The following is a 19,273-nucleotide window of genomic DNA, read 5'->3' on the forward strand; positions in this document are numbered from 1 at the left end:
TCACCTCCTCAAATGGGTCATTCGAAGGCCCTAAGTAGCCGTACGAATACCCGAGTATTTATTCTTCAGAATCAGGTAGCCATCGCCCGGCTCCAGCTCCTTCTCCTTCTCACCGTATGGCAACCGGACGTTGAACAGATTCTGATCCTTCAGGCTGCCCAGCTGAAGTCCGCATTGTTCCTCGCGGATTGCCTTCCCGAGTCCGTCCCAGTTCCCGGCCAGCTCGGAGGTGTTATCTCCGGCAATAACGGCAACCTTAAGCGCCCGTTCCTGCTTTACCATTCGTTCCAGCAATTCTTTCAAGGCATAGAGGTCACCATTCGTGAACTCCGTAAGCCGGTCAATGACGAAGACGATACGCGGCCATGAGGCAAACAGCTCTTCGGCTGCACCGCCGCTGCTCTTGACCTCCAGCAGGGAGCGGCGTCTGCCCTCAAGCTCATTCTTGATTTCTTCTGCGAAGGCATACATATCATCTACGGCTGTCAAATCCGTTACACCAGGCTGCCCTAGCACACTGTAAATTCCCATACTCCCTGAATCAAGCGCATAGATAACGCTCTTCTCAGACCGATTAAGAAGCTGTGTGATCCATGACACCAGCAGTGTGCTTTTACCGGACATGGGATCTCCGGCTACCATGACAATAGGTGTTGTGTCCAGATCCAGGATGGCAGGCTGAAGGTCGCCATCTGATAGTCCAATCGCCAGCCGCCCTTCCGGGAGTGCACAAGCCTCATTCAGCTTATTGATATCAATGGATGCTGGCATCACCGGAATCCGCGGTGCTTCCGTTAACAACCCGGTGTCTGCCTGCTTACGCAGATGAAGTATCCACTGTTCCACTCCTCCATGCTTCTGCTCTGGCAGGAGCGGCAATGCCGTCTGGAACTCCAGCGGAGGCTTACCGCGCACAAGTCCCCGGCCGCCAGCGCGTGATGGCTCCAGTCCTTCCGTGCGGCCGACAATCATTTCATATTCGCTTTTCTCTGTCATCTGCAGGCTGATGGCATTCTTGAAATTGATAGCGAATTTATAGCGTACAAGCGAAGCATTGGTAGCCGTAACCACCATATAGATTCCATATTTGGTCCCTTCCCGCGCCAGCACCACCATCTGCTCATCCAGCTCCTCATAGGTCTCCGATAAGGCGAAATAGTTGTCAATCACAAGCACCACTGACGCCAGCTTGCCGATCCTTGCCCGATAATCGGCAAAGCCGTCCGCCCCGCTGTCTTCAAAAATCCGCTTGCGCTCATTCATGGTGCGAAACAGGAATTTAGTGAACTGGAGAATAGTCTTCTCCTGCTCCAGCGTCATCACGCCCCCGCAATGGGGCAGCGCTTCAAGCGCTTTGAACGAAGAGCCTCCGCAATCCATTAAGTATAAATGTACGTCATCTGGTGAATACCGGTACGCCGCTGACAAGCATAAGGTTCTCAGCAGCACCGTTTTGCCCGTGCCCGGCGCCCCGTAGATGAAGAGATTACCTTCCCCGGCCAAATCAAGCATCAACGCTTCCTGCCTTTGCCCGCGCGGGTCATCTACAAGTCCGACGGGGATGCTCAGCGTCTCCTGGACTGCCGGCCAGCCGCCAGCTTCCTTCCAGCCCCCGTCAGCCTTATACAATTCCGCTAAATCTACCGATTCAGGCAGCGGAGGATGCCAGGGTCCGGGGAGCGGGTGAATGTCTGCGCTCCGGGCAGAAGCTGCCAGCGATTTGACCACGCTCTCCAGTTGGCTTGGCACCTCCATCTCAGGCAGCTTCTCTTCATCCAGCGGATAGATCTGCTCCTGTTTGCCGTTGAGCTGCAGCCGGTAAATGCGTTTGTGCCGGAGGTGATGCCTTTGCACGTTGCCAGGATCATACATCGCTCCAGAGTAAGCCGACTGGAACATCTCAAAGATCTCGTCATTCCCCACCTGGATGAACGCCCGCCCCGGTTCCTTGATCATGGCCGCATCCGGACGCTTAATGACATCCTTGCTGTCCGCTTCATCCTGGACCTTCAGGCATATTTTGAATTTCGCATTGCTCCAGATCTGATCATCCACGATTCCTGCCGGCTTCTGCGTAGCCAGGATCAGATGTACCCCCAGGCTTCGGCCTACTCTCGCGGCACTGACCAATTCCTTCATGAAGTCGGGCTGATCCTGCTTCAGCTCCGCGAATTCATCGGCGATCATGATCAGATGCGGGATAGGCGTCATGCCGCGTTCCTTTCCTCCGTTATGATACAGCTTCTGATAGCGGTCGATATTGTTGACCCCTTGTTCGGCGAACAGCCGCTGGCGGCGCAGCAGCTCGCTTTTGATGGAGAGCAGCGCCCGGTTCGTCTCATTCCCGCCCAGGTTGGTAATCGTCCCCACCAGGTGCGGAAGCCCCCGGAATACATCGGCCATCCCGCCGCCTTTGTAGTCAATCAGGACAAAGACCAGGTCATGCGGATGATAGTGGATCGCCAGCGAAATAATCAGGCTCTGAAGCAGCTCGCTTTTGCCTGAACCCGTGGTCCCGGCAACCAGGCCGTGGGGGCCATGCCCGCTCTCATGCAGATCCAGACGAAATGCGGTTCCGCCTGCGCGTACACCGATAGGGACACTCATTCCCCTGAACGTCTTGTTGCGGCTCCAAATGGACGGGAAATCCAATTCCTCCACGGTACGGACCCCCAGCATGTCCAGCAGTGTGACCGAAGCAGGAAGAGCAAACGCTGCTCCCGTAGACCGCAGACGCAGAGGGGCCAGCTTACGGGCCGACTGTTCAAGCGTTCTCGTATTCACCTGATCGGGCAAGAAGGTCAGCTTGACTCCCGATATTTTGTCCGCGAGTTCGGCACTCTTGCTGTTCATATGGATCACTACGCGGCTGTTCATCGGAAGATAGGCTTTATTGGCTGCAATGAACATCGAGGATACGCCAAGCCGGGAATTCCCGTTATAGAGATAATTGTAGATAGGTTCATTCTCAAGCAGCGAAGGATCTTCAATGATAAAGACATAATGCGGATGCAAACTCCCGGGCACCGTGCGCAGCTCCCGTTCCCTCAGAATCTCCTGTAATTCACCCAGCACAGGGTGGGCCATCGGCCGGCCGCAGAGCAGGTAACGGGTGGTGAAATCCTCATTCCACACATGGGGCAGATGCTTAAGCCAGCTCCAATCTTGAACACGTTCCTCCGGCACCAGCAGCACGAGCTTCACATCATCGTATCCGTGATGCGTCACCAGCTGCAGGACCATTTGCTGCAGCAGATGCCGGGTTCGCTCTGCCTCTCCTGCGAGGCCGCAGATTTCAGCTTCCAGGAGGTTAACCGTAACCGGTGCATCAGGAACCTTGGCGAACTCCAGCGCCAGCCGGTGCGGCTCCATCAGCAGCGGGTCATTCTCCAGCACGACTGCCTGCTTGTTGTATACGATACGTAAGGCGGACGGCACACTGCCTACCCCCAGCCGCAAGGAGAGGAAATCCTGGTGAACCGGCATCCGTTCCCACAGCTTGCTGTCATGCTGCTGAAGTCTATGCAGACAGGCTTCAGGCTCCGGGTTCATCTCATGCAGCGCCTTACTCTGCTGTGTCCGGGCCAGTGACAGTTCGGCCCGGACATCGGCAATATATTGCAGATACTTCTGCTCCCGCTCCTTCTTCTGCCGGTTATACTTACGAATCTGCGACGCTGCACCCGTGAATGAGAACAGAAGCGTGGTTACCGTCATGGCAATGGAGAGCATCATATACATAGACTGGGCTGTCAGTGCCAGCAGCACGGTAATGACGAGCATTACGGCAGGGGGCACCAGCAGGGCCATCCAAGCGATCTCCGGTTTAGCATAGGCATGTGGAGGATTAGGAATTTCCAGTTCACCGCCAGGCATATCCGGCAAAAATCTGGGCTGGCGGCTGAATTCGTATACTTTTGCCATCTTCATCCCCCCTTAACGACTTCTGTCTGCCTGAAAGCGAACCTCTTGTCCGCCTGACATTGGCATGGTGTACCACAGCTCTTGATGAATGAAGAACAATTGCCCGTCTACCTTATGCACGCGGTCCGCACGCTCTCCATAAATGCGCAGGCTCTCACCAGACTTCAGATCCAGCCTATAGATCGATCCGTCATTGCCCGCATTGCAGCAGTAGATGTAACCACCTTCGCTGATCATGCTGAGCGGAATCAGGTCCGGGTAGGCTTTCTGCTCACCGGACAGCGGATCAAGCAGCGTCAAGGCATGTCCATTCATCAGATCCGCATACAGGAGCCGCGTTCCGCAGTACTGCAGATAAGCAGCGCCTCCCTCAGTCAGCCGGGTAGAGCGGTTACCCTCCAATGGACAACTGTAAATACCTTGTGCGCAAGCATAATAGAGCTGTTCTCCCAAGATCGTATAGCACTGCACCACACTGTCCGTAAGGCATTCGGTCTTGCGTCCGTCCGGCAGACAACGGTACAATCTTCCATCCTTTTCATTAATGTAAAACAGCCAGCCTGCTCTGAGCCTGATCTCGCGGCAAGGCTCATGCAGCAGTACTTTCAGCTCCAGCGTTCCCGTATCCACTCTGCACAAGGCATTACCACGGCTCTGGTCACTGGCGAACAGCAACCCGCCCGCTTCATTCATGAACCAGAGGATTCCGGGCAGCCTTGCAGCTCCTTCTTCATCCCGGCTCAACAGATAAGTTCCCGGTTCCGGTTCCAGCGTCCCGCATAGATCCGTTATGCAGTACACACCCGGAGTCTGTAACAGGAGTCCGCCGCCTGCAATATTATCATTCATGCTGTCATTCCTCTCCTATCAGCGTCAGCAGCGCGCCGTGGCTGACACCCTCTTCCTCAAGTGAACGTGCGCTCTCCAGAATACGGCCCAGCGGCTCTGCCTGCAGTCTCCCTCTCTGCGGCTTCTTCAGCGCAAGCGGCTCCTCCAGCATCTCCAGCAGTTCAGATACCGGGATTTCCGAGGGCAGCTTCAGATCAGCTTCCACCATTCCTGCCTTCAGCGTAACCATCACATATTCCATAAGAATCCTATCCTCCGTTCCCTAGTTCTTCACAGAGAGTACGGTCATCCGCTCGCCTGTCATGACGAAATCCACATCCTGCCCGGCTTCCCGGGCCAGGCGTAAATATCTTGTCTTGAACACATAAGGTACTTCCGCCAGGACATGCACTTCAGTAGTTTCCCGCCCATTCCATGCCTCAGGCTCATGTCTAAATTCAAGGGTTACCTGTATCGCCTGCTGCTCCCCTGCGAAGGTTAGCTGACCTCCATCGTTGCTTGTAAGCCCGGCTTTCATCGCTGCACCAAACGCTTCAGCGAAGTACTCCGCGAAACGTTCTTCATCCACCTCCGCGTCCAGGCCCCGCAGCTTCTCATAGACCAGGCTCCGGTCCTTCGCTGAGCGCAGCGCATTATTAAGCGCCGTACTCAGTACAATCTGCTCGCGTGAAATGTTGAACACTTCTGTCAGCGGTGCAATCAGGATGGACAGCATCACAGCGATCAGAATGGACACAGCGATTGTTCTCAAGTCCTTCAGTCCCCGCTTCTCATCCGAATGAGTTAATCGAAATAATAGTCCAGATCCTTATAGTGCTTCAGCCCGACTGAGGTTAGCGAAAAAGACACGGGAATCTCCGTGCGGATCTCTTCCCCCCATAGCTTAACGCTCAGCGGATAAACTGCGCGTACCGTGACCGTCACGGGCTCTCCCCGCTGGCGGTAGGGCTTCTCCAGCTCGGTCGCATTGGCATAGACTGTCTCGTCGTCATTGCCGACAGCCCTGCCATTATCTTCATTCAATGCTTCGACCTCGATCTGATTCGGATGCTCCCGGTAGATTGGACGCTCCTTCAGACGCTTCAGCGCATCATCATAATAGGATTGCTTGATATAGTTATCTTCGGCAGCGACCTGTGACAGGTTGAAGGTCTCGATGACCAGTGTCATGTACCATGGGAAGAAGAACACCAGATTGGTGAACACCATAATGCTGGCTGCCACCACAATCGCGACCAGAAAGGATTTTGCGACTCCCCGCATTGCTGGTGTACCTCCTTCAGATTACTGTGTGAATTTCTCAATCTGCTTCATGAAGAGATCCCAAATGTCACTGATCCAGGCTCCCAGATTTCCTTGCACAATAACGATGGCCGCACCGATAATGACGATGGCCGCTACGGTAAGTGCAATCTGCTTCACCCCGATATCCCCGCGCTCTTCTGTCCAAAAGCTCTCTTGACTCTTCTTAGGTTTAGCCACGTTTTCCGATTTCTTCTCCATATTGTTCAACCTCCGAATATAAAATTTATTGAAACATTTCCAGTGAACCCTTGACCAGGAACAGATAATAAATGGCAATGTACACAAACAGGATGATGATCAGTATCCATTTGATTCGGGCATTGCTGCGCTCACGCCGCAGAAGATCCTTCTCCAGTGCTTCCACCCTAAATTGATTGACCTCATTCTTGAGGTACACCATCTGGGAGACATTGTCATAGCCTCTAAGGCGGGTCTCCATGATGTCGCAGAACTTGATGACATAACGCATGGGAACCCGTTTCTTGAGCTGCTTCAGCGCGTATTCCTCGCCGTATTCAATATTGTCCAGCATCACACCCAGCTCTTCAGCCATATCCTGGCCCGCATGAGGCAGGTAATCCCGGATCACATCTGCCAGATAGATATTGATGGATTTGGAGTACTGGTAGTAGACCATGCTGTAAAAGGCAGGAAAATCAAGCGAGATATTGCGGTTCTTCTTCTCGATACGTTCTTCAAGACTCTTGACCGGATAGATCCAGCCCAGCAGAATGAAGATGGCGGTCACACAGCCAAGCAGCCGGTTTGCACTGCCCAGCACGATTGCCAGAAGCGTTCCGCCCGAGGCATAGAGCAATTGATTCAGTCTAATCTCCTCCGGCCGGACCAGCAGCTCCAGACGGTCTATCATCTTGCGGAAGCGGATGCGGTCTGCGGTGCCTACAAAGCCTGTCATATATTTCAGGGCAAAGTTCTTTTTGTACAATGCTACCCGCTGCTTCAGCTGCGTGCTTTTTCGTTCGTTCATGAACCGGCGTGCGCGCTTCTTCTTTCGTCCGCTGACCGGCTTTAGCATGGGCAGGAGAAACAGCTTAATCAGATACAGAATGGACGTTAAGGCACACACCTTGGCAATAAAGATCATTTACGGTCACTTCCTCCCCCAAGGTTACCCTGGAGCGCCTGGGTGCGTGCAAAGCTCAGACAGATTACACAGATCATCATGGTATTAATTAGCTTGCCAGCCTGCGTATCCAGCATGAATTCGCGAAATCCGTCAATGGACAGAGCGTAGATGAAGAATAGCAGTACGATGACGGTTTTCATCAGGAAATCACGGTTCATTTTACGGAAAATCGTCTCCTTACGCGCATTGATCTCCCTCAGTACCGCATTCTCATCTACAATATCCAGGAAAATGTCGGCCATTCCCTTGCGTTCGTTATATTCAAACACAATCGCCTTCTTCGTAAAATCATCGAACTTAGGACCGAGCTGGCGGTTCAGCAGAGTGATGGCCTGCCTGAAGCTATATCCGTTATTCTCGCAGTTATCAATGAACTGCCGGAGATAGACCCGGATGTTAGGGCTGATGTATTCGTCACTCTCCATCACCTTCTTGATCGCGACCAGCACACCGTCACGTGCCAGCGGACAGATCAGATCCTCTGCGTCCATAATATTTTCGATATCCTGGGCACGTATAATCTTGGACTGCATCACGAACCAGGTCATCAGGCCGACAAAGATGGAGATGGTTACGACTACCGACAACGTTACACTATTCATGAAGAACACAATGACCACGGCTACCAGCGCGAAAGAAATGCAGAGCAGAGAAGTGAAGCTCTCCAGAGTAACCGGGAGGTTGAAATCCAGAATCAGCCCTTCCACCAGCCGGTTATATTTCGCGATCGGGTTCTCCTTGCGCTTGACAATACGCTCCCGCTTAATCCGGGCAACGTAACGTTTGGTATTGTATTTACCAAGATGGTCGGCCACCGTGTCCAGCATATCTAACAGGCGGTGAAGAGAGCCCTCGAAGAAGCGGACCTGGAAGATCGTATTGAACAGCACAAAGGCCGCAGCTCCGAGCAGCAGACTAATGAGTAAGTTCACATTCATCGAATGCATAACCCTCCGTTTCGTCATCGAGGGGCTCCCGGGTGAGGAATTCAAACCGGCTGCGCTTAATGCCGGCCTTGAGCATAGATTCCTGGGCACGCAGGGATAGCTTGCCCACCCGCTTGTGCCGCCCGATGATTTGGACAACCCTTGTGCCGCCCGCCTCCTCCACCACATCATCATAGATGAACTTATAAATCGGATTAATCAGCGGCTTCAAGCCTTCAGACCCCAGAATCTCAGATATCGACGTGACCTTGCGGGTACCGTCAGCCAGCTTCTCCTGGTAGATTACGAATTTGACTGCACTGCAAATGTTGCGCAAGGCGAGCTCGGCAGGTTCATTCGACACCATCAGATAGGCAGTCAGGAAGCGGTAGATCGCCTCCTCATCCCCTTCGGCATGAAGTGTGGTGAAGAAGAAATGCCCCGTCTGTGCCGCCCGCAGCGCAGTCGCGAATTCACCCGGGGTCCGCAGCTCGCCCGGCCCGATCCAATGGGGAGACTGCCTCATCGCATTGATCAGCAGATTCTCCATGGTAGCCGGGCTGGCATCATCCTCTTCAGGCACGGATTCGTACTGCAGCACATCATTGATGATGGGGCCGAATTCTCCACCTTCCCGGCGGTGCAGCCGCATCTCGGACGGATTCTCAATGGTTATAATCCGGGAGAGCGGATGAATCTGCTTCACTAGCACTTCATTCAGCGTAGTTTTACCGCTACCGGTTGGTCCTACAGTAATCCATGACTGATCTGCTTTGGGAATTAGGGAGAGCAGCCGGAACATATTGACGGAGAAGCTTTGTTCATGAATCATCATGGCTGGAGTAAGACTTTTTTTGCTGAATTTGCGGATTACAAAAGCAGGCAGCTCATAGGGTGAGATTTCCGCATGCGTGGCATTCACCCGGTACCCTTCCACCGTTCGGGCATTCACCATCGGAACCTTCGGTGTTAGGCGCATCTTGGACACTCCAATTAACTTCGATATGATACGCTCCATATGTTCGCGGTCTGTGAAATGCTGGTCCCAGCGCAGCGTTTTGCCGCCGGTCTCCACGAAGATCTGTTCCGGCCCGTTGGCCCGGATCTCGTCAATTTGCGGGTCCTCCATGGCCTCGGTTATCGGGCCATAATGCGTGATTTCGTTAATCAGCGCATTTTTCAGGGACTGCAAACCGCCATATTCCTCCACACTAGGCTTCTGGGAATCGACAAACTCCATAATATACCCCTGGGTCATTTCCCGTTTGCGGATCGGGTCTCTCTCCCGGCGGAAGGCATTCGTTGCTGCCTTGCTAATATATTTCTGGCATAATTCCAGCGCTTCCTCGAAGCTGATGGTGGTGTATTTATTTTTGAGTGCATCCATATCTTCCGCTTGAGTGCTGTGGTGCGAGAACTTCTGCTGCATTTCACTTACTTTTGCCCGGGTTAGCAAGGCTCAGGCCTCCTTCACTGATTAATAATGGAATCCCGCAAACGGTTCATTTCCTTCATGAATGCCTTATTTTGCAGAGGATGATCTTTAACATATAGCTTGCCGTCCTGGGTGTACGCCGCTGCGGCCTTCACAAAGGGCAGCGCTGCTGCGATCTGAAAGCCCATCTGCTTGAACACCTTATAATCCAGCCCGATCTCATGCAGGTTCATCATAATCACACTGGTGAACTTGGCTGTGCTGATGCCAATGGAAGCGGCAAAGTCCAGCAGCTTGGTCATATTGCCCGGAGCCTCGATCCGCTCGGCTGCTGTAAAATATCCGATATGGCAGTGCTTCATCGCCCCCGTACAGAATTCGAGTGGAGGATTATATGGAATGTCCAGCAGGATAATATCGAACATTCCCTTAAGTGTGGATAATACCTGTTCAATATGCGCGAAACCAAATTCGAAGTATTCCTCCAGCAGATCATAGGGACTGGGGGAGAGCAGATACAGGTTCTCCTCAGAAGTAGGATCAATATCTTCACGCATATCCGCTTTATCGCTTTTGAGCACCCGGATCAGCCCTTTTCCTCTGGCGGGAGGATCTACACCAAACAGATAGTAGAGGTTCGGATTGAACACTTTAAAATCCACGATGCAGGTGTTGAAGCCTTGTTGTGCCAGCAGATAGCCTAAATTGCCGATCAGCATGGCCTGATCTGTCCCTTCACAGGCCGGCAAGAAACCAATAACACTATAGATCAGCGGGCTGTCCCGAAACTCGGCTCCTACCAGCTCCTTAGAGGATATCTTGCGGAAGATGCTCTCCAGTTTTTTTACTTCTTTTCGATCCATGATTCCACCTCATTTTGCAGTGTAGGCAGCTCATCCATAATTACCGTGCTGCCGCTTCTGCTGAGCATCGTAATCAGAAAGCTTTTGCTGTCCAGGCTTTTGTATTTGGCATACTTATTAATCTCCTCACCTGAGCCTTCCAGCAGCAGAGCCTTGGGCTGAATGCTCTTCAGGAAATCGTCGCTGCGCATAACCTCCTGCCGCTTGTCCTCGCTCAGCTTCAGCACTTCCTTGTATACCTCATAGATCGAATGGCTGTTGGCGTTGAGCATATCCTTGATGACAATACTGTCGAACAGAATCTCGGTCTTCGTAACGGAGGACTGTGAGGGGTTGAATACGGCATTGGGATTGCCTCCTGCACCAGAAGCTGCAGCTTCTTCCACATTGTAAGACACCCGGATACGGACACGGTCTCCCGGCATCAGAATGTCTCCGCCAGCCTCAAGGAAGTTGTAGGGCAGGGTGAGGACTTCCTGCTTCTCACCCAGCTTATACAGCCATTCATTCTTGACCGGCTTCTCATCCAGCAGCTGATCCTCATACAGCACACTATTATCCCGAATATAATATTTCGTGAACTTGCCCAGTACTTCAGGAAGCTTGTCCGCCAGCACCATATCGGATGTATACTCTGTGCGGATAATGTTATAGGTCTCCACTTGCTTCTCTGTCAGCACCGTAAAGGCGGGCAGCCCTCCCTTTTCTGTGAGCCGCAGCACCTCTACCGTATCACGGGCATCCTGGCTCGCGTTGGTGATGACTATGTATGAGACGACAATGACGGTCAGACTGAACAGTACTGCAACTATTCGTTTCAACAGGTTCCGGTTGGGAGCCACATTTTTTACACTTCTGATATCCATCTACCCCGAACCCTCCATCAATCTAAGAAGTATGGTGCCGAAGGCCCGCTCGAACTCCGGTCCGCTATTCACAATCGGGATATCACTTTCGATCTGCTGGTCAAATCCGGCACTGGCAGGCACGTACCCGGCCAGTGCCGGTTCAAACCGGAAGCTGTCACTGAGGCCCGAGCCGAGCAGCTCACCGACCTTCTCCGGGGTAAACAGGTCACCGTGATAACGGAAGCTGTGATTATAGCGGGTGACAATAACTTTGGTCTTGGCATTGAGATAGGCGGCAGAATCCCGTTCAAGCACTAATTCAATATTCCGCAGGGTGCTTAGCACCGAATATAGGTTGTTAGGAACACACAGTCCGAAGGTATCCATATGAATCAGCGCACTCTCCATCTGCCGCATGGCATCCAGGGGAAGATCGAGTACGACCAGGTTGAAGTTATTCCGCAGAGCCGATAACAATCCGGCCAGCTTCTCGCTGGTGTAGAATTGCTGAATCGCCCGCTTGTCCTGGAATCCGTAGCTGAGTGTAGTCATCCATAGATTTCCTTGGACCGGAAAAGCATTGGTCCTGTAATCCTGCGGCTTCGCCAGCATCCGGATCAAGGAACTCCCCAGATGCTCATCCTTGTGCGCCTGTTCATCAAATCCGCTGAAATATAAGTTAATCCCTCTGTATTCAGTATCCATATCCACAAGAATAGTGTTCAGTCCGCGTTTTGCAGCTTCTGCCGCCAGATTGACTGCGGTGCTCGTCAGCCCGCTGCCCCGGTGTCCGGTCACCGCCACTACCCGGCTCATCCCCCGGCTGATGTTCGCCAGTTCCCGGGAGAGCGAATCAGTGGACTGGAGGGCTTCTGTATCCTTGCCTTTGGAACGGAATCTGTCCAGGAAAGAACGCTTCTTGCCCTTCAGCTCACCCGGTTCACTCTCCCGGGCTGGCGTGAAGCGCATTTCTAGGCTGCCTGATCCTAACCCATTATTCCTCAGACGATCTGCAAGCTGTGCCAAAGCCTGCTTCACCAATGCGATTGGCAGCCTGGGTGTATGATATTCAAGAACACTGAGCCCCAGATATTGTCTTGCAAGGGATGACCATGCTTCTCTCTGACGCGGGTCTCTCGTTAATATAATTACCGGAGTGTCTTCCCGGGTCTGGGATAGATGCTCTAACAGATTATGAACAGACTCCCTGTCAGCAGCCAGTCCGTCCGGCAATCCTTCGTCTGTAATCACAACAGCTTCCGGTGCGGGAATCGTGGAATTCTGCAATAACCCGGCTGTATCCCGGACCCGCAGGCCTCCGTCATTCATAGTTGTCCACGGATCAGCGATATGGGCAGTGATGTACCCGTGACCTGTACCAGCCAGTAGAAGTACCCTCATCATCAATCCTCTTTCATTGTAAATTTGCCTGGTATAGAACCCCGGCCTTCAGCCTTGACACAATACGGCACATCATGAGAACATTTTCCATAAAACGACTAATAGTGCAGAGCACAAAACCCAGCACAGCACACAGAATCCGAGGCGGTGTCCTATATGAAACTCCTACTGTTATCCAGCCTTATGCTAATACTGATCCTATGTAGCTTAAATGATATCCGCCGGCGCAAGATTCCCAATATTCTGACAGTCTTAATTCTGGGAGTGGGCATTCTTCATATGATCCTGTACGGGTCTCTGCTGAACTCGCTTAACGGTTTGCTTCTTCCCGCCGCCCCCCTTCTTCTCTTGCGCAGGTACTCTCGTTCAATTGGAGCAGGAGACATTAAGCTAATCTCGGCTGTAGGGGTATGGCTGGGAGGACTCCTGAATCTGGCCCTGTTCGGTGCGGCTTGTCTGTTATGTGCTGCGGTTCTGCTCTTGAAGCGGACTTACCGGCAGGATATTCCCGGCTCCGTGCCCTTCGCTCCTTTTCTTACTGTTCCAGTCATTCTGACTGTGTTAATTATGTATTAACTTCATTTGATTTAGCTTTTCTCAATTGGTAATATTTCCTTCTGTTTTTAATTAATCCAATGGCAGGTGATTTGAAACAGGCCACATTACCCAAATTAAGGTGCAAATGCGAAATATTATACAGACCTATAGACAGCATAATTTTCAGGTAAACCGCTAATTATTATGTAGATCAATCGAACTAATCGTTCGTCCTAACGAAAAAGAGCGTTCCACAGTCTCTATCGGCTGTGAAACGCTCTTTTTTTTGTAAATAAACACTTTATGCTTGTGCCACCCGCTGCCCAATCGTCCGGCCTACCTGATCCAGAATGGCAGACACCGAGGCGGGATCATGCACATCGTACTCATCAATATTCAGCCGCAGCACCGGACAGGCGCTGAATTCGTTAATCCACTGGGAATAGCGGCCGTGCATATGCTCCCAGTAGGAGACGTCGGTCTGGATCTCCATCTCGCGTCCGCGCTCATTGATGCGGGTCAGGATCGAAGGCAGGCTGCCTTCAATATAGATCAGCACGTCGGGATGCGGGAAATATGGCGTCATTACCATGGCCTCATAGAGGCTGGTGTACGTAGCATAATCGGTCGGGGACATGGTGCCTTGATCGGCGTGCATTTTGGCGAAAATCCCTGTGTCCTCATAAATCGAACGGTCCTGCACAAACCCGCCGCCCAGCTCGAACATCTTCTTCTGCTCCTTGAAGCGTTCGGCCAGGAAATAGATCTGCAGGTGGAAGCTCCACCGCTCGAAATCGTGATAGAACTTCTCCAGGTACGGGTTATGATCTACCTGCTCCAGCGAGGTCTGGAAATTCAGGCGCTGCGCGAGTGCTGCGGTCAGCGTCGACTTGCCGACACCTACGGTTCCGGCCACAGTGATAATGGCATCATTCGGGATGTTGTAACTACTCATTTCATAAGCTCCTTTACTTGCTTCGCGATGGTGTTGAAATCTTCGGGATTCTCCACGAAATCCACCTGATTTCCGTCGATAGTGACGATTACGGTGGACGGTTCGCGGCGGGCCAGTGAGGCCATTGCATCGTCATAATCCTCAATTAACTGCTGGAGGTAGGCAGGGGCAATGATCTCTTCAAATGTACGCGCACGCTTGGCAATCCGGGCCAGCAACGTATCCAGATCCGCCCGGATATACAAAATGATGTTCGGCTTGGGGAAATCATCGGTCAGAATATGATAGATCTCCCGGTATTTGTCCCGTTTCGATCCCTTCAGCGTCCGTTCCCCGAAGATCAGATTCTTATAGATATGATAATCCGAAATGACCGGCTTCCCTTGATCTATGTACTGCACAGTTGTGTCTTCAAGCTGCTTGAACCGGTTGCAGAGAAAGAACATCTCAAGCTGGAAGCTCCAGTCGTCCATATTCTGATAGAACTTGTCCAGAAACGGATTCTCGTCGACAATTTCTTTAATGACCGGAAGCTGTAGTTCGGTGGCGAGCATCGTGGCGAGGGTGGTTTTACCGGCTCCAATCGGGCCTTCCACGGCTATAAAAGGTGCATGTTTCATTAACGCTAATTTCCTCCTCAAGTACGGACAATTCCAAAAAACAGACTAAATTATTGTACCACAGGAGCACCGCAAGCAACGGTTAATTTTCAAAGAAACTTTTCAGGGCCAAGCAGCGTCTATATTCAAGGTAATATATTCTTTTATTTACCTAATTCAGTAATTTCCTATAGAGAGTAGAGGATATCGTGATGAAAAAAAGAATTTTGCTTGTGAGCATGGTGGTGGGTTTGACGGCGTGTCTGACTCTGGGGAATCCCGAGGCTGCAACAGCAGCAGCTAATGACGTTGGCTCCGGCATCTCCTCCTACGGACCCGATTATCTGATTAAGGACGATGGGACCCTGTGGGTCTGGGGGGAGACGAAGTCCGTACCTACTCAGGTACATGGACTAAGTGATGTACAGGCTTCTTTCCCTTTATATTACAGTGCAATGGTAACCACCAAGGATGGCTCGGTCTGGAAGTGGGAGAGCAACGCCCGGACTATGGCCATTGAAGTTACACCTGTGCCCGAATTGAAGAATATAACCAGTTTCCAAAGAGTATACCCGCGTCATTTGGCAGTCACTGGAGAGGGTGCAGTCTATACTTCAGTTACGTCAACCGACGACAATACGACACCTCCGTTCGCGCCTGTTCCCGGCCTGGATCACGTTACAGCCATCTCTCAATATTCCGAGAGCAACAAGCTTAACAATAAGTTTAGCGACTGGCAGCGCTATCTGTTCCTGAAGACAGACGGGACGGTCTGGACCAGCATTGACGAACTTGCCACTTTTACACCGGTCGCCAATCTGAAGGACATTGTCCAGCTCGAACAGAATTATGCGCTCAGTAAGGATGGCAGCGTCTGGACCTGGCCGGACCAGGATAGTTATTTACCGGAGACCTATAGTGACCCGGCGAAGATAACTGCAACTCCTTTTTCCGGCTTAAAAGATATTCGCACTCTGTACAACAACGGGCGCAGCCGGCTCGCGATTGACAAGCAATCCCGTCTCTGGTTCTGGGGCTCCACAGTCACTGGATATTCGGATGGAACCACGTATCAGGATGAACCCGTTCCGGTTGTCTTCTCAGGGATCAGCAAGGTGACCGATGCGTACATTGTTGAACAATCAATTGTCGCTCTGACCTCAGACGGCAAGGTCTATGCGGCTTCGATTGCCGCAGAACTTATGTCGCCAAATGCAAAGTTTACCTTGCTTGCTTCCGACATCCAGTCGATAAAAGGCGGAGGAAGACATGTCATTATGCAGAAGAACGACGGCACCCTCTGGGGGTGGGGCGTGAACAAGAATGCTGAGCTCGGGTACGGTACTTATGAATTCAGCTACAAAGAGCCCGTTCCGATGCAAAAGCCAATCTCCGTTAGCCTGAATGGCGAATCCATTGCCTTCACCAATGGTGTCATTACCCGTAACGGACAGAATTTCATTCCGCTGCGTTCACTGTTCAGCAAGATGGGAGCTACTATCGGTTATTCCATGGACAAAGTAGTAACGATCACCGGTACCGCTGCCGATAAAACTCCGCTAACCATCGTCATCAACACCGTGAACGGAGCCACCACCGTAAATAATAAAAACGTCACTCTGGCAACACCGCCGTTTGTAGTTAATGGTACCGTCTACCTGCCGCTGCGCTTCATCAGCGAACAGCTCGGGGCCAAGGTCGACTGGCTGCCGCAGGAGAGCCGGATTGCGATTAGTATGAAGTAAGGATTCTATCCTGAAATAAAAATATAGCGGACTATTCTCAAATAGAGAATGGTCCTTTTTTATTTTTGATCTTGTATATAAACAAAGAATAATCTAAAATTCGCCTTTTGAGATATTTTGAAACCTTCAATCGTGTTGTTTATAGGAGGCGAAATAATGAAATCCAGCTCTTTGTTAGACACAGATATAGAATTCGCTGAACTCTATCAACGGCATGCAGATCTGGTCTACCGGCTTTGCTATATGTATTTAAAAAATCCTGTTGATGTTGAAGACGCTGTTCAATCTGTGTTCCTCAAACTAATTAACACTCCAAGGTTCTTTAATGACCACGAGCATGAAAAAGCATGGTTGACAGTAACTACTAGAAACTACTGTAAAGATATTCTTAAACATTGGTGGAGAACCCGCCGTGTGGCATTAGAGCGTTTGCCGGAGGCTGTTACTTGGAATGGTTTTGAGCCTTCGGGTAAAGTCTTTTCAAAACTTCTTTCGCTCCCCGAAAAATACAAAACCGTATTGTATCTATATTATTTCGAGGAATACACAGTAAAGGAAATCGCTGAAATGTTAGGCTGCAAAGAAAGCACAATCCAAACACAATTATTTCGAGGCCGTAAACGGCTTAAGTTAGATTTGGGAGGAGATTATATTGAGGATTAAAAATATTCATGAGGCTTTTGAAGCATTGACGCCAACAAAGGATCAAAAAGAAAAAATTTTTCAAAATCTTTTAACAAATAGCCAGATTAATCATAAAAGTCAAAGAAGAACTGCTCCTATTAAACTTAGAAGATATACTATACTTGCTGCTGTCCTGATGGTTGGATTAACCACAACAGCTTTTGCAGCAATATATACAGGACTTGATGAAGCACTGATTCAATTTCTTAAACCATCCAATAAGAATCAGGTTGTACATATGTCCAATGGTGCTTATACAATAAATAAAATAATTAAAAATAAACAGGGTTCTGTTGCCATTAAGCAGGTAATCGGTGACAGCAATCTAACTTACATTTTAATGGACTTTACCGCTCCTAAAGGCACTATTTTGAATGCAGCCCGTTATCGTTTTCATGCCAATATCGACTCTATTCAAAGCTCGTACAGTACAGGATACCAGGTACTCGATGACGGGAATCCTTATGACAACAAAATAAGTTTGGTTATGAATATAATGACCGATAATTCCTTAGCTGGTCAAACTGTTGATATTATTTTTAGAGATTTAGAAGCAGCTGATCCGTTTCCCGGTATTTTTGATACCGTAGTATCTGGTTCCTGGGAAACCTCACTTAAGCTTGATTTCAAAGAGTATTCTACCCTTCATCAGATTAATCAGGCCATTTCACTGTATGGTTATAAGGCAACCTTAAAGACGATCTCTGTCTCGCCCATCTCAATTACCTTAAAAATTGAGAGCGATTCATTAAAGGAGATAGATAAATTCGTCTTCAAATCAAAGGAAATTGGTCCAAATATATATTTGGATGACTTGCCTATCACTATAAATTTTACAGATGGCACTTCAGAAACAACTAGAATTTTCACAGGAATGTCTACGAGCTATTATACAAGTAACCAGCTCATTACACTAAAAACTTTTGATCGTGTTATTAATGATAAAGAAATCGATTCTTTCGTATTCTTTGGTAAAAAGATTCCGATTAAGACAACCGGCCGCTGAAGTCACTGTCTGAATGTCGCTTTTGTGCAATACAAACCAGGCACGATAATATACAATGAGCTTAGTAAAATCATCTATAGCAAATTTGGGAGGGGCTATTGTGGGCTTCAAATCAACAATTTTGGTAGTAGAAGATATAGCGAGATCAAGAATGTTGTACGAAGATATTCTTAAATGTAAAGTAGAGGCTGATTTTGGCTTATATAATGTTGGATTTGAAGGCGGTTTGGCGCTGTATAGAAAATCGTTTTTTACAGAGTTAATTCATCAAATTGACAACGCATCCAAAACACATAATGTCGTTATTTATTTTGAATTTAAGGATATTTACTCGTTAAGAGACCGGATTGTGGCTGACGGGTTTGAGTTATTGCACGATATTAAGGAACAGCCCTGGGGACAGAGCGTACTACGTTTCTATGATTATGATCAGCATATTGTTGAGGTAGGAGAAGACATGGAGACTACGCTAGTTAACATGTACCGGTCAGGTATGTCAGCAGCAGCCATTGCTGTCAAGACCGGCTATCCTGAAGACCATATCAAAACTCTATTAGGAGTTTAGTTAGCCATTTAAGGGGAGGTCGTTTTTATGATAACACCATTTATACATTTTCCAGGAAAATGTGTCGAAGCCATTCAGTTGTATGAGAGGGCATTTAAGGTGACCGACAAACAAGTGATGCTCTTCCAAGAAGCCCCTGACAACTCCGGAATGACTATCACATCAGAAATGTCCAATCTAGTCATGCATTCAACCCTCACAATCTGTGGAACAATGTTTAATATGAGCGACACGGTAGATACGCATGATGCAGGAAACATGTTAGGCTTTAATGTGAGGATGGACTCGGAGGCTGAGTTCTATAAGGCCTTCGATGTATTGAGTAAAGAAGGCGAAGTTTTACAAGAAATCGGGCCACAGTTTTTCAGTAAGCTATATACTGTTCTGGTCGATCCCTTTGGAATACGCTGGCAAATCATTTTAGTCTGACCACCCTGTTAGATTAATACAATGCCGCAAAAAAACGCCCCCTCAGCCAAGCTGA

20 protein-coding genes are annotated in these 19,273 nt (G+C 49.9%); 6 read left to right on the plus strand and 14 right to left on the minus strand.

Going from position 1 to position 19,273, the window contains the following annotated elements; genetic code table 11:
• Positions 1-30 precede the first annotated feature (30 nt).
• The 12 genes from essC to C162_RS33730 are packed head-to-tail and all read right to left on the minus strand — an operon-like array spanning position 31 to position 12,701.
• Entirely contained in the window at positions 31-3,924 is a 3,894-nt protein-coding gene (essC, locus tag C162_RS33675; RefSeq protein ID WP_051494130.1) for a type VII secretion protein EssC, read from the minus strand.
• Between the two features lie 12 nt (positions 3,925-3,936).
• Complete coding sequence (locus tag C162_RS33680; RefSeq protein WP_036702415.1) at positions 3,937-4,773, minus strand: DUF5050 domain-containing protein; 837 nt, start codon at positions 4,771-4,773, stop codon at positions 3,937-3,939.
• A 4-nt stretch (positions 4,774-4,777) separates the two neighbouring features.
• Positions 4,778-5,014 carry an EsaB/YukD family protein gene (locus tag C162_RS33685; protein ID WP_036702417.1) on the minus strand — a complete coding sequence of 79 codons (237 nt, stop codon included), beginning with the start codon at positions 5,012-5,014 and terminating at the stop codon, positions 4,778-4,780.
• A gap of 21 nt (positions 5,015-5,035) precedes the next feature.
• Positions 5,036-5,524: a hypothetical protein gene (locus C162_RS33690; protein ID WP_036702419.1), complete on the minus strand. Its 489-nt coding sequence runs from the start codon at positions 5,522-5,524 to the stop codon at positions 5,036-5,038.
• 32 nt (positions 5,525-5,556) lie between these two features.
• Positions 5,557-6,036 carry a hypothetical protein gene (locus tag C162_RS33695; protein WP_036702420.1) on the minus strand — a complete coding sequence of 160 codons (480 nt, stop codon included), beginning with the start codon at positions 6,034-6,036 and terminating at the stop codon, positions 5,557-5,559.
• A 21-nt stretch (positions 6,037-6,057) separates the two neighbouring features.
• On the minus strand, positions 6,058-6,276 hold the full coding sequence (locus C162_RS33700; RefSeq protein WP_036702422.1) for a hypothetical protein: 219 nt from the start codon (positions 6,274-6,276) through the stop codon (positions 6,058-6,060).
• 25 nt (positions 6,277-6,301) lie between these two features.
• Positions 6,302-7,183, minus strand: coding sequence for a hypothetical protein (locus C162_RS33705; RefSeq protein ID WP_036702424.1), 882 nt, complete (start codon positions 7,181-7,183; stop codon positions 6,302-6,304).
• On the minus strand, positions 7,180-8,163 hold the full coding sequence (locus C162_RS33710) for a hypothetical protein (RefSeq protein WP_036702426.1): 984 nt from the start codon (positions 8,161-8,163) through the stop codon (positions 7,180-7,182). Before C162_RS33710 ends, C162_RS33705 begins: the two co-directional genes overlap by 4 nt.
• Entirely contained in the window at positions 8,141-9,607 is a 1,467-nt protein-coding gene (locus C162_RS33715; RefSeq protein ID WP_036702427.1) for an ATPase, T2SS/T4P/T4SS family, read from the minus strand. Before C162_RS33715 ends, C162_RS33710 begins: the two co-directional genes overlap by 23 nt.
• A 14-nt stretch (positions 9,608-9,621) precedes the next feature.
• Positions 9,622-10,449, minus strand: a complete 828-nt coding sequence (locus tag C162_RS33720) for a hypothetical protein (protein WP_036702429.1) — start codon at positions 10,447-10,449, stop codon at positions 9,622-9,624.
• Positions 10,431-11,315 carry a hypothetical protein gene (locus tag C162_RS33725; RefSeq protein WP_036702431.1) on the minus strand — a complete coding sequence of 295 codons (885 nt, stop codon included), beginning with the start codon at positions 11,313-11,315 and terminating at the stop codon, positions 10,431-10,433. Before C162_RS33725 ends, C162_RS33720 begins: the two co-directional genes overlap by 19 nt.
• On the minus strand, positions 11,316-12,701 hold the full coding sequence (locus tag C162_RS33730; protein ID WP_143804315.1) for a hypothetical protein: 1,386 nt from the start codon (positions 12,699-12,701) through the stop codon (positions 11,316-11,318). It abuts the gene before it with no gap.
• A gap of 153 nt (positions 12,702-12,854) precedes the next feature.
• Between C162_RS33730 and C162_RS34930 the strand changes: the two genes are divergently transcribed.
• Positions 12,855-13,274, plus strand: coding sequence for a prepilin peptidase (locus tag C162_RS34930; protein ID WP_051494131.1), 420 nt, complete (start codon positions 12,855-12,857; stop codon positions 13,272-13,274).
• Positions 13,275-13,536: 262 nt separating this feature from the next.
• On the opposite strand, the gene C162_RS33745 is transcribed toward C162_RS34930, so the two are convergent.
• The gene (locus C162_RS33745) at positions 13,537-14,190 is read right to left on the minus strand and encodes a deoxynucleoside kinase (protein WP_036702435.1); all 654 of its coding nucleotides are present in this window, start codon (positions 14,188-14,190) and stop codon (positions 13,537-13,539) included.
• Positions 14,187-14,810: a deoxynucleoside kinase gene (locus C162_RS33750; RefSeq protein ID WP_036702438.1), complete on the minus strand. Its 624-nt coding sequence runs from the start codon at positions 14,808-14,810 to the stop codon at positions 14,187-14,189. The genes C162_RS33745 and C162_RS33750 overlap by 4 nt, the downstream gene beginning before the upstream one ends.
• A 191-nt stretch (positions 14,811-15,001) precedes the next feature.
• On the opposite strand from C162_RS33750, the gene C162_RS33755 reads away from it, so the two are divergent.
• The 5 genes from C162_RS33755 (at position 15,002) to C162_RS33775 (ending at position 19,218) form a co-directional block, all read left to right on the plus strand.
• Positions 15,002-16,534, plus strand: a complete 1,533-nt coding sequence (locus C162_RS33755; RefSeq protein WP_036702442.1) for a stalk domain-containing protein — start codon at positions 15,002-15,004, stop codon at positions 16,532-16,534.
• A 156-nt stretch (positions 16,535-16,690) separates the two neighbouring features.
• Positions 16,691-17,197: an RNA polymerase sigma factor gene (locus C162_RS33760; protein WP_036702445.1), complete on the plus strand. Its 507-nt coding sequence runs from the start codon at positions 16,691-16,693 to the stop codon at positions 17,195-17,197.
• Entirely contained in the window at positions 17,187-18,224 is a 1,038-nt protein-coding gene (locus C162_RS33765; protein ID WP_036702447.1) for a hypothetical protein, read from the plus strand. The genes C162_RS33760 and C162_RS33765 overlap by 11 nt, the downstream gene beginning before the upstream one ends.
• 100 nt (positions 18,225-18,324) lie before the next feature.
• Positions 18,325-18,789: a VOC family protein gene (locus C162_RS33770; RefSeq protein ID WP_036702448.1), complete on the plus strand. Its 465-nt coding sequence runs from the start codon at positions 18,325-18,327 to the stop codon at positions 18,787-18,789.
• 27 nt (positions 18,790-18,816) lie between these two features.
• Complete coding sequence (locus C162_RS33775; RefSeq protein ID WP_036702450.1) at positions 18,817-19,218, plus strand: VOC family protein; 402 nt, start codon at positions 18,817-18,819, stop codon at positions 19,216-19,218.
• Positions 19,219-19,273: the final 55 nt, after the last annotated feature.

This window comes from Paenibacillus sp. FSL R7-269 (assembly GCF_000517865.1).
Taxonomy (GTDB): Bacteria; Bacillota; Bacilli; order Paenibacillales; family Paenibacillaceae; genus Paenibacillus_AQ.

Coding starts and splice junctions, on each gene's coding strand:
- C162_RS33705 (WP_036702424.1), bottom strand. CDS start 7,183: ATGATCTTTATTGCCAAGGTGTGTGCCTTAACGTCCATTCTGTATCTG.
- C162_RS33745 (WP_036702435.1), bottom strand. CDS start 14,190: ATGAGTAGTTACAACATCCCGAATGATGCCATTATCACTGTGGCCGGA.
- C162_RS33725 (WP_036702431.1), bottom strand. CDS start 11,315: ATGGATATCAGAAGTGTAAAAAATGTGGCTCCCAACCGGAACCTGTTG.
- C162_RS33760 (WP_036702445.1), top strand. CDS start 16,691: ATGAAATCCAGCTCTTTGTTAGACACAGATATAGAATTCGCTGAACTC.
- C162_RS33730 (WP_143804315.1), bottom strand. CDS start 12,701: ATGATGAGGGTACTTCTACTGGCTGGTACAGGTCACGGGTACATCACT.
- C162_RS33695 (WP_036702420.1), bottom strand. CDS start 6,036: ATGCGGGGAGTCGCAAAATCCTTTCTGGTCGCGATTGTGGTGGCAGCC.
- C162_RS33775 (WP_036702450.1), top strand. CDS start 18,817: ATGATAACACCATTTATACATTTTCCAGGAAAATGTGTCGAAGCCATT.
- C162_RS34930 (WP_051494131.1), top strand. CDS start 12,855: ATGAAACTCCTACTGTTATCCAGCCTTATGCTAATACTGATCCTATGT.
- C162_RS33720 (WP_036702429.1), bottom strand. CDS start 10,449: ATGGATCGAAAAGAAGTAAAAAAACTGGAGAGCATCTTCCGCAAGATA.
- C162_RS33700 (WP_036702422.1), bottom strand. CDS start 6,276: ATGGAGAAGAAATCGGAAAACGTGGCTAAACCTAAGAAGAGTCAAGAG.
- C162_RS33710 (WP_036702426.1), bottom strand. CDS start 8,163: ATGAATGTGAACTTACTCATTAGTCTGCTGCTCGGAGCTGCGGCCTTT.
- essC (WP_051494130.1), bottom strand. CDS start 3,924: ATGGCAAAAGTATACGAATTCAGCCGCCAGCCCAGATTTTTGCCGGAT.
- C162_RS33755 (WP_036702442.1), top strand. CDS start 15,002: ATGAAAAAAAGAATTTTGCTTGTGAGCATGGTGGTGGGTTTGACGGCG.
- C162_RS33685 (WP_036702417.1), bottom strand. CDS start 5,014: ATGGAATATGTGATGGTTACGCTGAAGGCAGGAATGGTGGAAGCTGAT.
- C162_RS33680 (WP_036702415.1), bottom strand. CDS start 4,773: ATGAATGATAATATTGCAGGCGGCGGACTCCTGTTACAGACTCCGGGT.
- C162_RS33750 (WP_036702438.1), bottom strand. CDS start 14,810: ATGAAACATGCACCTTTTATAGCCGTGGAAGGCCCGATTGGAGCCGGT.